The organism is Pseudomonas sp. TZ252 (genome assembly GCF_056110345.1).
Genome location: NZ_CM148566.1, coordinates 115000 through 129446, shown reverse-complemented (window position 1 = coordinate 129446; position 14447 = coordinate 115000). Strand labels below are relative to the sequence as shown.

The window sequence follows — 14447 nt, the reverse complement described above, 5'->3', positions numbered from 1 at the left end:
GGAAAAGCAAAATGTTCGCGCCAGCCAATAGTGCGCACTTTGCGCTATCGATCCCCTCCGTACGCAACGACTTCAAGGTACTGGCTTTCGATGGCGCCGAAGCCATCAGCACCCTGTATGCCGTCCGTATCGAACTGGTCAGCGAGAACCCCGATTTCGACCTGGAGGGTTTGCTCGGTCAACCGGCATTTCTCCAGTTCGGCCTGAGCGGCGAAGGGATCCATGGGCATATCGAAGACGTGTACGTGGGCGAAGCCGGTAGGCGCCTGGCGCGCTATCACCTGACCCTGGTGCCGGTATTGCACTACCTGCAGTTCAGCTTCAACCAGCGCATTTTCCAGCACCTGACAGTACCGCAGATCATCGCACAGGTGCTGGCAGGCCATGGTATCCAGCCTGATGTCTACGTCTTCAATGTCCACACCAGCCCGGAACGCGAATACTGCACCCAGTACGGTGAAAGTGATTTCGATTTCATCCAGCGGCTGTGTGCCGAGGACGGCATCGCTTGGCACCACCAGCATTCAGCGGAGAATCACCTGCTGGTGTTCACCGAGGACCAGGCCTGGTTCCCCTTGCTGGGATGTACGCCATACCGCCAGGATACTGGGACGGTCGCCGATCATCCGGTGGTCAATCGGTTTTCCCAGCGTTTCAGTTCCCGCACCAGCAAGGTGACTCGCCGCGACTACGACCTGAAGCGGCCAAGCCTGTTGCTGGAAAGCCAGTTCACCGCGGAGTTCGAGCCGGCCCTCGAGGACTATCGTTATCCTTCGCCGATCACCACGCTGGAGCGTGGACAGGTGTTGGCCAGACAGGCTCTGGAACGGCATCGTGTCGATTACCAGTTGGCCGAAGGCCAGAGCGATCAGCCGACGTTGCGCAGCGGTCACTTCTTCAAGCTGACCGAACATCCGCGCAAGACATGCAACGAACTGTGGTTGTTGCTGAGCGTCACGCACTCTGGTCGGCAACCCCAGTCACTCGAAGAGTCCGTGACCGGGGATAGCCAGGCAGAAGACGGCTTCACCCAGGGTTATCGCAATACCTTCACCGCCATTCCATGGGATGTGTTTTTCCGGCCGCCGCTGCTGACGCGCCGACCCCTGCCGGGGTGCCAGACCGCTCGGGTCACCGGTCCGGCCGGCGAGGAGATCTTCTGTGATGAATACGGGCGGGTGAAGGTCGAACTGCATTGGGACAGACGGGAACTGGGAAGCGACAAAAGCAGTTGCTGGCTGCGGGTTGCTTCCAGTTGGGCAGGCGAGCGTTTCGGCGCGGTGACCATCCCGCGCGTTGGCATGGAAGTGGTGGTGAGCTTCCTTGAAGGCAACCCGGACCGCCCGTTGATTACCGGTGTCGTGCCGAACAAGACCACGCCTGTGCCCTACGCGCTGCCGGCGAACAAAAGCAGAACCGTATTGCGTAGCCGAAGTACGCCGAACAGCGGCGGTTACAACGAACTTTCGATCGAAGACCGGGCAGGCCAGGAAAAGATCTTCCTGCGCGCGCAGCGCGATATCGAGCAACTGATCCTCAACGACAGTCACACCAGCATCGGCAATGACCGTCACGAACGGATAAGCCGGGACAGCCGCAGCCTGGTCGAAAACGACCGCTTTGAGCAGGTGAACATGAACAGTTCCAGCCTGATCAAGGGCGATGAGCTGCATACCACCCAGGGTGAGCGCCACACCCGGATCGGCGGCAACGAACTGCTTTCCATCAGCGGCGCCGGCAGCATCGCCGTGGACGGCACCTGGGTCGTGCAGGCCGGATCACAGGCCCGCGTCACCGCCACCAATGTGCTGGTCGATGCCGGCGTGAACCTGACACTCAAGGCCGGTGGACAGCATATCGTCATCAACTCCGCGGGGATTTTCAGCAGCGTGCCGATCGTGCAGGGCGGACCCCCCATGGCCGGCATCGCACCGCAGCAGGCACTCCAGGCTCTGGCCGAAGCAGCACAGACCGTCGTCGCCAATTCGCTGCCTCTCGTGGCTGCCGCCAGGCAACGCGCCGCGGACTTCTGCCCGCTCTGCGAAATCTGTCGCGATGGACTGTGCCGTGTTGGAGGTGCCGCATGACCACGGCCGAACAATGGCTGCAGAAACAAGGCGAGCTGGGCCGATACCTGTACCTGGTACTGGACTCCGATGGCCAGCTCGACCAGCGCGATGCCTTGCTCGAAGGGCGCGAACCCCATCAGTACGGCAATCTGTATAGCGGTACGCCCGCCAGTTCGCTGGCGGCGATAGGTCCCTACCTGTTCCGGCTCGATGCGCTGGACCATCCGGTCATTCAGGCGTTGCTCAAGTCGCCAGAACGTCATTGGGGCTGGCTGGCCAGCAGCGTGAGCAGTGATCTGGAGTCGCTGGCCCGGCATTGGCGCGCTCGCCTGGTAACGGGCGAGCGGCCGAACCAGGCGCTTTATCGCTTTCACGACAGTCGCGTGCTGGGTCGCGCCCTGGCACACCTGCAGCCGGAGCAGCGCCCGGCGTTCCTGGGACCGATCTCCAGCGCGTGCTACTGGCTGGCCGGGCGATGGCTCCATGCCGACAACCCCGCCCCTGGCGACCATCCCGTGCCGGCCGAACCGGCGTGGCTCGTTGTCCCCACGGCTTCGGAGACGGCGGCAGGTATTCAGTTCGACAACGCCTGGCGCTACCTGATCGCCGAGTGGACGGAGCCGTTTGCGGAATTGGCCGGGCAGCGGGATGCCGACGCCTGGCTTCGGGCGCAGTTGGAACTGGCCCGCACATGGGGCTGGCGGGCGCCTGAACAGATCCGCTTTCTACTGCTTCAACGCCTGCTCGCATCGGATGACGCCCTGCCCAGGTCCTGGTCACCCCTGCCTGACGAAACCCCCACGACGCATTTCGAGCGTGTGTATCAGGAGGTGCGGTTCTGGCAAGGAGACGCCCCCGTATGATCCGCACCCTTAAAAACATGACCCTTGCCAGTTGCCTTGCGCTGGCCCAGGGCTGTACTGCCCTGGGCACGTCCAACAGTTTTACCGTTACGGCGGACCTGCCACCTGAGTTCACTTACGAAGCCACGGCAACTTATGTGCCGGCCAACGGTGAAACCTGCACGGTGCCGGGGGGAAAGGATACGCAAATTGGCTACAACTCGGGGCGGGAAAAATATGAACGGGATTCGAAGATATTGTTACGCCGTACGGTCAGTGGCTGCCCCTTGGTACTGCAGAACATCTATTTTTATGTATATGGTTGGTATGGCAAGGATTGGGGGGATTTCGGGCGAGACTCAGCAATGATTGCCGTGCGCGAAAAGCTGGTCGAAGTGAAAAAGGTACTTTTAATGCCGCCGGGGAAAGTGAATTCTCCGGGCAGTGCCAGTTTCTATTCCGCACGGTAGGAAAATTGCGTCGTATCGTAAAAATCCTCGATTGCAAAAGGATGGATGAGACGGGGGGACGGCGCAAAGCGAAACCTTTCGTGGCTTACACCCTGGATCAACTGCCCGGCAAGACGGTGAGGTTGAGGATCAAGCTGGCTGACGAAGAGCTGCCAGCTATCGGCGACACGTGGGTCAAGGTACCTGGATGGTGGAAACGCTGCTTGGGTGAAAATTTTGAAGATCAATACGCGTTTTGCTATGGAAACTATAAGGACTTCAGCACCTTCAGAATGCCGGATGGACGCAACTGCACCCTCTATCCCGGCTGTACGGAAAACAAGGCGGTGACCCCATGACTCTTGGGCCGATGGAGGAATGGGAAAAGCCATTCTTCGCTGAGCGTATCCACACCTGCCCGTTGCGCTCGCACTCCAACAACTTTCAACCCGTGGACGAATAACGTCCAAGACTGCAGTTATTGGCAAGGAGACGCCTCCAGATGAACCGAACCCTTAAAAACATGACCCTTGCCAGTTGCCTTGCGCTGGCCCAGGGCTGCACTGCCTTGGGCAAGTCCAACAGTTTTACCGTTACGGCGGACCTGCCACCTGAGTTCACTTACGAAGCCACGGCAACTTATGTGCCGGCCAAAGGTGAAACCTGCACGGTGCCGGGGGGAAAGGATACCCAAGTTGGCTACAACTCGGGTCGTGAAAAATATGAACGGGATTCGAAGATATTGTTACGTCGTACGCTCAGTGGCTGCCCTTTGGTACTGCAAAACATCGATTTCTATATCTATGGCTGGTATGGCAAGAGTTGGAGGGATTTCGGGCGTGACTCGGCCCTGATCGTCGTACGAGACAAGCTGGTCGAGGTGAAAAAAGGCACTTTCAATGCGGCCGGGGAAAGCGAGTTTGCCGGGCAATGCCAGTGGCTGTTTCGTACAGCCGGGAAGACCCGTGTTCTGAGAAAGCTCCTCGATTGCAAAAGGATGGATGAGACGGGTGTACGGCGCAAAGCGAAACCTTTCGTGGCTTACACCCTGGATCAACTGCCCGGCAAGACGGTGAGGTTGAGGATCAAGCTGGCTGACGAAGAGCGCCCCTATATGAAGGATACCTGGGTCAAGGTTCCTGGTGGGTGGAAGCGCTGTATGGGGAAAGGGTTTGAAGATCAATATGCATTCTGCTACGGAAACTATAAGGACTTCAGTACCTTCAGAATGCCGGATGGTCGTGACTACTGCACCCTCTATCCCGGGTGTACGGAAAACAAGGCGGTGACCCCATGACTTTGGGGCCGATGGAGGAGTGGGAAAAGCCGTTCTTCAGCGAACGCATCCATGCTTGCCCGCGACGCACCCACTCGACCAGTTTTCAACTGGTGGATGAGCGGGGGGATGGCAGGCCCTATGCCGGCCTGGCCTATGAAGTCAGCGATTCTGAGGAGGTTGTCTACCTTGGCATTCTGGACGAAACAGGGACTGGGAAGATCAATCGGCACTATTGCGGGCCGGTGGTGCTCAAATTCGATAAAGCCTATCAAGGGATTGAGGATATCTATACAGCTTTAAGTGGGAGAGATCACTACCCTCTACCTATCACCGAACTGCAAGTGCGTGCCGAGAAGACCCGCTTTGTAAACCCTGACGGCGCCCGCACCCGGTCCAACCCCGCCCAAGGCCAGGCCGATTCTTTCTGCCAGGTCGAGGTGAGCGAACTGGTGGAGCACCGGGCCCATCTTCCGCCCCTGGCGCTCCGGTGCTTTCCGCCCCGGCACCAGGTGCATGCGCTGATGCGCCGTCCCTCGGCCGCCATGGCGGAGTTGGGATTTGCTCCCAGGCCTCCCCGGGTTCGCGGTATCGCGCTGTTGCCGAACCGGCACCATGTGCTGGAGGTGCGCCCCTTGCGGGCGCTGAGTCCGCTCCTGTCCACGGGTGAAGCGTTCTGCTACCTCAACCTGTACCAGTTGGCGCTGATGTCGACCCTGAGCTATAGCCCGTTTGGCCAGGAACCCGATACGCAACCGGTGGAAACCGACAGCGTGAGCTTTCCGGCGCAACCCAGCGTCGGCAACTGGTTCGGCGATGCCCTGGCCAGGTCCGATGAGCTGTGGCAAGTGGACGCAACTCAGTCCGGCGGGAAGGCTTACTACCCCCTGTATGAAGACGTGGCCTACTCCAGGCGCCTGGAGGTCATACCGTTCGACCCCGAGCTATACCCCGAAGTGAACAGCCCCGAACTCGGGGCGGATCAGGAACATCCAGCCAGGCTCCACTACCTGGACGATGCCAAAAAACGGGGGAGTACCGATACGCAAGCCTATGTCACCCACAACGATGAGCTGATCCTGCTGGTGGTACGCGGCACCGCGAGTATGGCTGACGTTCTGCGCGATGTGGATGCTGCGCAGACGCCGTTCGAGGAAACCAGCGGCAAGGTACACAACGGCTTTTACGAGTCGGCCAAGGTGGCCATCAAGTTCTTTGCAACCTACCTGGATAAGTTCTACAGCGGGCAGAAGCTGGTGATCACCGGCCATAGCCTTGGTGGCGCGGTGGCTTTGCTGGTCGCCGAGATGTTGCGGCAACAACCAGAAAAATATGACATCGTGCTCTACACCTACGGCAGCCCGCGCGTAGGCGACAAGACCTTCGTGGAAAACGCCAGGCCTCTGGTACATCACCGCATGGTCAACCAGAACGATCCGGTACCCAGTGTCCCGGCGGCCTGGATGAAAACGTCCTGGCGCATGTCGGGGGCGGGCGTCCTGCTGATGCTCTTCAACCCTGCCATCGGAGGGGCGGTGGTGCTCCTGAGTCCCGTCAACATCGTCGGCGAGCCTTACACGCACCACGGTAAACTGCGTCATTTCATGCCCGTGTCGTTTGCCGATGGCCACAAGTCCGCGATCCTGTGGACGCCCGGCTGCGAAAGCATCACCGAGCGCGGCGGCGCAGCGGTTTGCGCCAAGGCACAGGCTGCAAGGAATGGCTTGCCGGAGCGAGGCGGGCTGCTGCGGCAGATGCTGGATAATGCCGATCACAAGATGGTCGCCAGCTACATTCCGCATTGCTGGGCTTCCTTGCGCCGTGCACAAGAGGCCTTGGAGGAAGGCCGCACCGTGGTGACTCCGACCGAGTACGAGCGGGTCGGGGAAGCGCTGCAGGACTTCAAGGCGCAGTTGCGGGAAAAGGAGGCGGCGGCCTACGGTTCTGCCAGGGAACAACAGATAATGGGGCCATTGCGCGCTGAAATCGGCAGGTTGCAACAGACCGCTGTGCGACTGAAAGCATTGAGCGTCGAGCGTGTCAGCGAGGCCAAGGTCTACGGCCGGGTTGCCGAGCGGCCCGAGGCGCTGGCGGTGAGCCTGGAGCGCTGGCTGGCGCACTCGTTCAATCGCTCGCATGAACAACTCGCGATGGCCCCGCCGGATCCCGACAGCAATGAGCGCGCGATCGCTACCCTGGTAGGCGGCCATGCCCCTGGAGCGGTGTTCGATCTGGACATCGATACGCTTGGATAGAGCGGAGTCAAACAAACCCTATCGAGGGCTCTATCCATATCCGCCTCCCCTCGGCTTTTTGCCTGGGACCTGTTCCAAGCCACATGGGCAGGCGCGCGTCGTAGCGACGTTCGCGCAATACCGACACGTGCTGGCGACGCCCGTCTTTCAGGGCATCGGTTTGATGCGCGGTGAAGAAGCGCAGCAGGCGTGGCTTGTGGGGCATCTCCAGGCCGAGGACCATCGGACAGGCTAGCCGCTCGGCCGCCATCTGCCGTTGGGAGAAATGGCTGGCTGGGCACGGCTTGCCGCGTGGGAGCGGCTCTGAGGCGATGGCGGATGCGCCGAGGCGCCGGGGCTGTTTTAATGGCGCTCTCTCCATGGCCAAGGAAACGGACACATGCGTAGCCCGCTTGCCACGATCGCCTGCGCCTGCCTGCTGCTCGGCGGCTGCTCCAAGTCCGCCGAGGACAGCGCCAACCCGTTGCTGGGCAAGGATGCCGAGTGCCTCGAACTGTTCGCCCGCAGCAATGCGCTGTACTGCGACATCCGCGAGGACGAACGCGAATCCCAGGCGAACGGTACGCCGCGCCGGCACACCGACTACGAGGTAGCCGATGCCGCTTACCTGCTCAAGGCCACCGGGGAGCGCTGCGCGATCGATACGACCTATGTCACGGAGTGTTCGGCGAAGGCCGGGCAGTGGCTGCAGAAGGCCCGCGCCAAGGCGGCGAAGCCCTAGTCGCAGCGCCCGCGCTCAGCGCAGACGCGTCGCCAGCTCCGCCAGTTCGCCGCGCAGCCAGAGGCTGCCGGCTTCGTCGTCGGCCTGGCGCGACCAGTAGAGATTTAGAGTCACCGCTGGCAGGGCCAGCGGCATCGGCAGCAGGCGGTTGCCCAGGCCGCGGTTGATCAGTTCGGCGTAGCCTCGGGTCAGGGTCAGCAGGTAGCCGCCCTGGGCCACCAGCAACGCCGCCGACAGGTAGTGCTGGCAGCGCTGGCGCACCTGGCGGGTCAGGCCGAGGTGGCCGAGGGCCAGGTCTTCGATGCAGATGCCGCGTCGCCGCGAGGTCACCGCGACATGGTCCGCCGCCAGGTACTCCTCCGCACTCAGTTCGCCGGCGAAGCCCGGCCCGGCCATCACGCACAGGCTGTCGTCGAGCAGGTGCTGGCGGCGCAGGGCGGCGTCGGTGGGCCGGGCGATCTCGATGGCGAGGTCGATGCGTCCGGCGCCCAGTTCCGCCTTCAGGTCCGCCCAGTGCAGGCTGTTGCAGCGTATCTCGATGTGCGGCGCGGCCTGGCGCAGGTGGTCGAGGATCGCCGGGAGCACCAGCGGCTCCAGTTGCTCCGGCATGTTCAGTTGGAAGGTCCGCGCGTCGCGCCGAGGGTCGAATGTCTGGCAGCGATTCATGCTGCGGTGCAGGCCGGCGAGGGCGTCATGGATGCCCGGCGCCAGTCGCTCGGCCAGCGGCGTCGGCGCAACCCCGCGCCCCTGGCGGACGAACAGCGGGTCGCCGAGCTGGTCGCGCAGGCGCGCCAGGGCGTGGCTGACGGCCGACTGGCTGAGATGCAGGAGGCCCGCCGCGCGGGTCAGGTTGCGTTCTCGATAGACCACTTCGAAGACCCGGAACAGGTTCAGATCGAAACGGCTGAGGGGCGACCATTCATGTGGCTGATTCATGTTTGCGCGCGCCTGTCTGGGGAAGGCGCCAGCCTAGCAGGCATGCTCGCCGATAGAACCATGCATAGGCTTCATGGATGTCGATGAATAAGCCTCAGTTCTGCCGCTTCCTTCGGCTGCCTAAGATGCCTGCGACTATGACCAACGCGCCGCCGGGCCAGCTCCTTTCGCCGGCCGCCTGACCCGCTCCCCGGAGAACCTGCCGTGACCGCTCCCTTCAACGCCTTGCTGATCGCCAACCGCGGCGAGATCGCCATTCGCATCGCCCGCGCCTGCGCCGACCTGGGTATCCGCTCGGTGGCGGTGTTCGCGGAAGACGATGCCGCGTCCCTGCACGTGCGCAAGGCCGATGTCGCGCTGCCGCTGGCCGGCCGTGGCGTGGCGGCCTATCTCGACATGGATCGGCTGGTCGCGCTGGCCCTGGAGCAGGGCTGCGAGGCGATCCATCCGGGCTACGGTTTCCTCGCCGAGAACGGCGAATTCGCCCGTCGCTGCCAGCGCGCGGGCATCCAATTCGTCGGGCCGCAAGCGGAAGTGCTCGACCTGTTCGGCGACAAGGCTGCCGCGCGCGCCCTGGCCGAGCGCCTGGAGGTGCCGCTGGTGGCCGGGATCAACCGTGCGGTCAGCGTCGAAGAGGCCGAGGCGTTCCTGGAAGGGCTGGGCGATGGCGCCGCGGTGATGCTCAAGGCCCTTGCCGGTGGCGGCGGACGTGGCATGCGCGCGGTGGAGGAGGTTGCGCAACTGGCCGATGCCTACCGCCGCTGCCGTGCCGAGGCGCAGGCGGCGTTCGGCCGGGACGAGTTATACGTCGAGCAACGGGTAGCGCGGGCGCGGCACATCGAGGTGCAGGTGCTCGGCGACGGCAGCGGTGCGGTCAGCCACCTCTGGGAGCGCGATTGCAGCCTGCAACGGCGCCAGCAGAAGCTGCTGGAGATCGCCCCCAGCCCGGACCTGCCGGAGGCCACCCGCGAGGCGCTGATCGATTGCGCCCTGCGCATGGCCGGCGCGGTGCGCTATCGGGGGATCGGTACCTTCGAGTTCCTGGTCGACGACGAGCGCCCCGGGCGCTTCTATTTCATGGAAGCCAATCCGCGCATCCAGGTGGAGCACACCGTCACCGAGGAAGTCACCGGGGTCGACCTGCTGCATGCCCAGTTGCGTCTCGCCGCCGGCATGGAGCTTGCCGCCCTCGGCCTGGAGCGACCGCCGGCGATCGGCGGCTGCGCGGTGCAACTGCGGATCAACCTGGAGACCCTGGCGGCCGACGGCAGCGCCCGTCCGGCGGTGGGCACTATCGGCGCCTACGAACCGCCCAGCGGTCCCGGCCTGCGGGTGGACGGCTACGGCTATGCCGGCTATCGGGTCAGCCCCAGCTACGATTCGCTGCTGGCCAAGCTGGTCGTGCGTGGTGCGGATTATCCCGCCGCGTTGCGCCGGGCCTACCGGGCGCTCTGCGAATTCCGCCTGGAGGGCGTGGCGAGCAACCTGGATCTGCTGCGCAACCTTCTGCTGCATCCGGCGGTACAGGCCAACCGGGTCGACACCCGCTTCGTCGAAAGCCACCTGGAGACACTGCTGGCGCCTATCCCGGCGAGCCATCCGCGGCTCCGCGCCGAGTGCCCGCTCGCCGAGGACGCCGCGCCTGCGCGGGTCGAGGCGCCACTCGGCAGCCTGCCGCTGTCTGCGCCGAGCAGCGGGGTGCTGGTGGCCCTGGAAGTGGCCGATGGCGAACGGGTGCGTGCCGGCCAGCGGGTCGCGATCCTGGAAGCGATGAAGATGGAATTCGAGGTCAAGGCACCCGGCGGCGGTATCGTCCGGCGGCTCGCGGCGAGCCTCGGGGAGCCTCTGGAGGAGGGCGCGACGCTGCTGTTCCTCGAACCGACGGAGGATGACGACGAGCAGGCACCGACCGAACAGGCGCTGGACCTGGCGCATATCCGCGCCGATCTCGCCGAGGTACTCGAGCGCCAGGCAGCGCTGGGCGACGAGCGTCGTCCGCAGGCGCTGGCCAGGCGGCGCAAGACCGGACAGCGTACCGCGCGGGAGAACGTGCTCGACCTGCTGGACGAGGGCAGCTTCAGCGAATATGGCGGTTTCGCCCTGGCCGCCCAGCGTCGCCGGCGCTCCGCCGAGGAGTTGCTGGAGCTGAGCCCCGCCGATGGCCTGGTCGCCGGCACCGGTACGGTGGGGGCCGCCAGCTTCGGCGTGCAGGCCGCGCGTTGCCTGGTACTGGCCTACGACTACACGGTGTTCGCCGGCACCCAGGGGGTGATGAACCACAAGAAGACCGACCGCCTGCTCGGCCTGGCCGAACAGTGGCGCTTGCCGCTGGTGCTGTTCGCCGAGGGCGGCGGCGGGCGCCCGGGCGATACCGATTTCGTCGGCGTCGCCGGCCTCGATTGCCATACCTTCGTCGGCATGGCCCGGCTCTCCGGGCTGGTGCCGCTGGTGGGAGTGGTCTCCGGTCGCTGCTTCGCCGGCAATGCCGCGTTGCTGGGCTGCTGCGATGTGATCATCGCCACCCGCGACGCCACCATCGGCATGGCCGGCCCGGCGATGATCGAGGGCGGCGGCCTGGGCCGTTTCGCCGCCGAGGAGGTCGGTCCGACGGGCGTGCAGGGGCCCAACGGAGTGATCGACGTACTGGTGGCGGACGAGGCCGAAGCGGTCGCGGTGGCCAGGCGCTATCTCGGCTATTTCCAGGGCCCGCTGCCCGACTGGAGTTGCGCCGACCAGCGCGAGTTGCGCCACCTGGTGCCGGAGAACCGCCTGCGTGCCTACGACATCCGCCAGGCGATCGAGGTCCTGGCCGACCGGGGCAGCGTGCTGGAACTGCGGCGCCAGTTCGCTCCCGGCCTGGTCACCGCGCTGCTGCGCATCGAGGGCCGGGCGTTCGGCCTGATCGCCAACAACCCTGGCCATCTCGGCGGCGCCATCGATGCCGCGGCCGGCGACAAGGCCGCGCGCTTCATGCAGTTGTGCGACGCCTTCGACATCCCGATCGTCTCGCTCTGCGACACCCCTGGCTTCATGGTCGGCCCGGAGGCGGAAAAACAGGCCACGGTGCGCCACGTCTCGCGGATGTTCGTCAGCGCCGCCAGCCTGACGGTGCCGTTCTTCACCGTGGTCCTGCGCAAGGGCTACGGACTGGGAGCCCAGGCCATGGCGGCGGGCAGCTTCCATTCGCCGCTGTTCACCGTCGCCTGGCCCAGCGGCGAGTTCGGCGCCATGGGCCTGGAAGGCGCGGTGCGGCTGGGCTTCGCCAAGGAGCTGGCGGCCGAGGAAGATCCCCAGCGGCGCGAGGCGCTGTTCCGCGGCATGGTGGACAAGGCCTACCGCAACGGCAAGGCGCTGAACATGGCCAGCTACCTGGAGATCGACGCGGTGATCGACCCGGCGGAGACCCGCGCCTGGCTCCTGCGCGGCCTGGCCGTCGCCGGAGAACCGGCGCCGAGGGCGGGGCGCAAGCGGCCGTTCGTGGATACCTGGTAGATGGTCGGCCCGCAGTGCCCTGGCGCCTCAGGACGACGGCGGCGTCGCCTGAACCTGCGCGGCGACCGCCGCCTTGTCGATCACCGACCAGACGCCGGCGATGCGCTCGTCTTCGAATTCGTAGAAGACGTTCTCGGCGAAGCGTACCCGCTGGCCGTTGACCGGGATGCCGAACAGCCGGCCGCCGGGTGTGCAGTCGAAGTGCAGGCGGCAGGCGACGCCCGGCGGATCGACGAGCAGGCGTTCGATCTCGAAGCGCAGGTCGGGGATTGCCAGGAAGTCGCCTTCGAGCATCCGCAGGTAGCCGTCGAGTCCGATCTGCACGTCGTTGTAGCGCACCCGGTCATGGACGAAATCGCCCAGGCGCGCCCAGTCCTGACGGTTCAGGCAGTCGATGTAGGCGCGGTAGCGCTCGGCGAGTCGGTCACGGGTCATGCGGGTCTCCTTCGAGCTGTCCGGGCGGCATGAGCCAGACCCTAGCAAACCCGCGAGACGCCGTCAGTCGCTAGGCTTCAGCCCAGGCGCATGGACAGCTCGACATCCTCGGCGAAGGGCGTCGACAGGTAGCCGTTGGCCGGCGAGCGGACATGGGCCAGGTACTCGGGACTATGCTCGGCGTTGTCGGCGATCACCAGCGCGCCGGGGCGCAGGCGGCTTTCCAGCAGGGCGAGGACCTCCGGATAGAGCGCCTTGGCGCCGTCCAGCAGGACTAGGTCGATGCTGTCCGGCAGGTCCTTGGCGAGGGTTTGCAGGGCATCACCCTCGCGCAGTTCCACCAGGTCGAGCAGCCCCCCGGCGGCCAGGTTGCGCCGTGCCCGCTCGGCCTTGGAGGGTTCGAACTCGCTGCCGATCAGGCGGCCACCGCCGTTGTCCCGCAGCGCTGCGGCGAGGTGCAGGGTGGACAGGCCGAAGGACGTGCCGAACTCGACGATGCTGCGCGCCGAGCTGCTGCGCGCCAGCATGTAGAGCAGGCAGCCGGTTTCGCGGGAGACGGGCAGCGCCAGGTCCTTCAGGCGACCGTAGAACTCGCGGTATTCGGTCTTGCTGCCCATGAGGCGCTTCAGTTCGGCCTCCGAGAGGTCGGCGAGGGCGGGACTGTCGCCCGGTGCGCTGGCTTCGGCTTCGGCGAACAGGCGTTGCAGGAGATCGGCGAGCGGGGCGTTGGTGAGGGTATTCATGGATGGCTCCGGGAATGTTTGAGCGCGTAAGTGCGTGGACCTAGAATGCGACGGATTCATCGCATTCCGCCATTCGCATTCCGGAGCCTTCCATGAGCGACAAGCGAAACCCGCGTATTTCCTCGCGCAAGCAGCCGCAGCAGGCCCGTTCCAGCGAGTTGGTGGCGAGCATCCTGGAGGCGGCTGTTCAGGTTCTGGCCAGCGAAGGCGCGCAACGTTTCACCACCGCGCGGGTGGCGGAGCGCGCCGGGGTGAGCATCGGTTCGCTGTACCAGTATTTCCCGAACAAGGCGGCGATCCTCTTCCGCCTGCAAAGCGACGAGTGGCGGCGCACCACGCGTCTGCTCGGCGAGATCCTCGAGGACACCACCCGGCCGCCGCTGGCGCGCTTGCGCCGGCTGGTGCTGGCATTCGTGCGCTCGGAGTGCGAAGAGGCGGCGATACGCGTGGCGCTGAGCGACGCGGCGCCGCTGTATCGCGACGCCGACGAGGCGCGGGAGGTGAAGGCGGAGGGCGCGCGGGTGTTCCAGGTGTTTCTCCGGGAGGCCTTGCCGGAGGTCGCCGAGGCCGAGCGCAGCCTGGCCGGCGACTTGCTCACCACCACCCTCGGCGCGGTCGGCAAGCAGTTCTCCGAACAGCCGCGCAGCGAGGCGGAGATCGAGCGTTACGCCGAGGCCCTGGCCGATATGCTCTGCGCCTATCTCGCCGCCCTTGACGAGCGCTGAGGTGCCGGGTGGCCGGAGCAAAACCGTCGCTTGGCCCAGCGGCCCAGGTACGCGGCTGGCGCGTTCGTAGGCTTGGCGGAGCAGGCGTTTATCGGCGGAAGCGACCGGCGTCTGCCGGTCGCGGGAGGGATCAGGCTTCGGCGATGCCGGTGACGACGATGCCGAAGCGGCGCAGCAGCAGTTCCGCCGGCTCGTCGCTTTCCAGCTTGCCGGTGCTGTAGTGGCCCGGCTTGAGGTTGGCCTCGGCCCATTCCAGCAGGTGCTCGGCGACCTCTTCGGGGCTCGGCTTGTGGGGGAACGGCAGGACTTGGCGCTCGGTGGCTTCGTCCTTGCTGTAGGTGATTGCCCAATCGCTCATGGGTAGGCTCCTTGTTTTCGCTGAGTTGGCAGGCCGGCAGGGCCCGAAGGGTAGACCGGTGCGGTCGCGCAAGGGTTGCCCTGGCGCGATGGGCGGTCCGCGTCCGACTGTCGGCCGAGGGCGGAAAACACTTATGATTCAGCCAC

The 14447-nt window shown here is 64.9% G+C and carries 11 protein-coding genes and 1 pseudogene; 8 read left to right on the top strand and 4 right to left on the bottom strand.

Annotated elements, in window-relative coordinates; genetic code table 11:
* Window positions 1-11 precede the first annotated feature (11 nt).
* From ACYAF3_RS00600 to ACYAF3_RS00575, 6 genes and pseudogenes are all read left to right on the top strand, one after another.
* Window positions 12-2087, top strand: coding sequence for a type VI secretion system Vgr family protein (locus ACYAF3_RS00600; RefSeq protein ID WP_073658640.1), 2076 nt, complete (start codon window positions 12-14; stop codon window positions 2085-2087).
* The gene (locus ACYAF3_RS00595) at window positions 2084-2932 is read left to right on the top strand and encodes a DUF4123 domain-containing protein (protein ID WP_031756258.1); all 849 of its coding nucleotides are present in this window, start codon (window positions 2084-2086) and stop codon (window positions 2930-2932) included. Before ACYAF3_RS00600 ends, ACYAF3_RS00595 begins: the two co-directional genes overlap by 4 nt.
* Window positions 2929-3719, top strand: a pseudogene (locus ACYAF3_RS00590) (hypothetical protein). Before ACYAF3_RS00595 ends, ACYAF3_RS00590 begins: the two are co-directional and overlap by 4 nt.
* Before the next feature lie 143 nt (window positions 3720-3862).
* The gene (locus ACYAF3_RS00585; protein ID WP_073658641.1) at window positions 3863-4657 is read left to right on the top strand and encodes a hypothetical protein; all 795 of its coding nucleotides are present in this window, start codon (window positions 3863-3865) and stop codon (window positions 4655-4657) included.
* Window positions 4654-6891, top strand: coding sequence for a lipase family protein (locus ACYAF3_RS00580; RefSeq protein WP_474727147.1), 2238 nt, complete (start codon window positions 4654-4656; stop codon window positions 6889-6891). The genes ACYAF3_RS00585 and ACYAF3_RS00580 overlap by 4 nt, the downstream gene beginning before the upstream one ends.
* A 379-nt stretch (window positions 6892-7270) precedes the next feature.
* Window positions 7271-7612: a hypothetical protein gene (locus ACYAF3_RS00575; protein WP_003082903.1), complete on the top strand. Its 342-nt coding sequence runs from the start codon at window positions 7271-7273 to the stop codon at window positions 7610-7612.
* Window positions 7613-7627: 15 nt separating this feature from the next.
* On the opposite strand, the gene ACYAF3_RS00570 is transcribed toward ACYAF3_RS00575, so the two are convergent.
* Window positions 7628-8548: a LysR family transcriptional regulator gene (locus ACYAF3_RS00570; protein ID WP_003086983.1), complete on the bottom strand. Its 921-nt coding sequence runs from the start codon at window positions 8546-8548 to the stop codon at window positions 7628-7630.
* A 204-nt stretch (window positions 8549-8752) separates the two neighbouring features.
* Between ACYAF3_RS00570 and ACYAF3_RS00565 the strand changes: the two genes are divergently transcribed.
* Window positions 8753-12040: an acetyl-CoA carboxylase family protein gene (locus ACYAF3_RS00565; RefSeq protein WP_023104225.1), complete on the top strand. Its 3288-nt coding sequence runs from the start codon at window positions 8753-8755 to the stop codon at window positions 12038-12040.
* 27 nt (window positions 12041-12067) lie between these two features.
* On the opposite strand, the gene ACYAF3_RS00560 is transcribed toward ACYAF3_RS00565, so the two are convergent.
* The gene (locus ACYAF3_RS00560) at window positions 12068-12475 is read right to left on the bottom strand and encodes an ester cyclase (RefSeq protein ID WP_003145185.1); all 408 of its coding nucleotides are present in this window, start codon (window positions 12473-12475) and stop codon (window positions 12068-12070) included.
* A 77-nt stretch (window positions 12476-12552) separates the two neighbouring features.
* The gene (locus tag ACYAF3_RS00555) at window positions 12553-13218 is read right to left on the bottom strand and encodes an O-methyltransferase (RefSeq protein WP_003082920.1); all 666 of its coding nucleotides are present in this window, start codon (window positions 13216-13218) and stop codon (window positions 12553-12555) included.
* Between the two features lie 92 nt (window positions 13219-13310).
* On the opposite strand from ACYAF3_RS00555, the gene ACYAF3_RS00550 reads away from it, so the two are divergent.
* Window positions 13311-13943: a TetR/AcrR family transcriptional regulator gene (locus ACYAF3_RS00550; protein ID WP_017148881.1), complete on the top strand. Its 633-nt coding sequence runs from the start codon at window positions 13311-13313 to the stop codon at window positions 13941-13943.
* Between the two features lie 130 nt (window positions 13944-14073).
* Here the strand turns inward: ACYAF3_RS00550 and ACYAF3_RS00545 are convergent, their stop codons facing one another.
* The gene (locus ACYAF3_RS00545) at window positions 14074-14301 is read right to left on the bottom strand and encodes a hypothetical protein (protein ID WP_003082927.1); all 228 of its coding nucleotides are present in this window, start codon (window positions 14299-14301) and stop codon (window positions 14074-14076) included.
* Window positions 14302-14447: the final 146 nt, after the last annotated feature.

What these genes read in the sequence shown, in the direction of transcription:
- ACYAF3_RS00600 (WP_073658640.1), top strand. Translation starts at nt 12, where the DNA reads ATGTTCGCGCCAGCCAATAGTGCGCACTTTGCGCTATCGATCCCCTCC.
- ACYAF3_RS00595 (WP_031756258.1), top strand. Translation starts at nt 2,084, where the DNA reads ATGACCACGGCCGAACAATGGCTGCAGAAACAAGGCGAGCTGGGCCGA.
- ACYAF3_RS00585 (WP_073658641.1), top strand. Translation starts at nt 3,863, where the DNA reads ATGAACCGAACCCTTAAAAACATGACCCTTGCCAGTTGCCTTGCGCTG.
- ACYAF3_RS00580 (WP_474727147.1), top strand. Translation starts at nt 4,654, where the DNA reads ATGACTTTGGGGCCGATGGAGGAGTGGGAAAAGCCGTTCTTCAGCGAA.
- ACYAF3_RS00575 (WP_003082903.1), top strand. Translation starts at nt 7,271, where the DNA reads ATGCGTAGCCCGCTTGCCACGATCGCCTGCGCCTGCCTGCTGCTCGGC.
- ACYAF3_RS00570 (WP_003086983.1), bottom strand. Translation starts at nt 8,548, where the DNA reads ATGAATCAGCCACATGAATGGTCGCCCCTCAGCCGTTTCGATCTGAAC.
- ACYAF3_RS00560 (WP_003145185.1), bottom strand. Translation starts at nt 12,475, where the DNA reads ATGACCCGTGACCGACTCGCCGAGCGCTACCGCGCCTACATCGACTGC.
- ACYAF3_RS00555 (WP_003082920.1), bottom strand. Translation starts at nt 13,218, where the DNA reads ATGAATACCCTCACCAACGCCCCGCTCGCCGATCTCCTGCAACGCCTG.
- ACYAF3_RS00550 (WP_017148881.1), top strand. Translation starts at nt 13,311, where the DNA reads ATGAGCGACAAGCGAAACCCGCGTATTTCCTCGCGCAAGCAGCCGCAG.
- ACYAF3_RS00545 (WP_003082927.1), bottom strand. Translation starts at nt 14,301, where the DNA reads ATGAGCGATTGGGCAATCACCTACAGCAAGGACGAAGCCACCGAGCGC.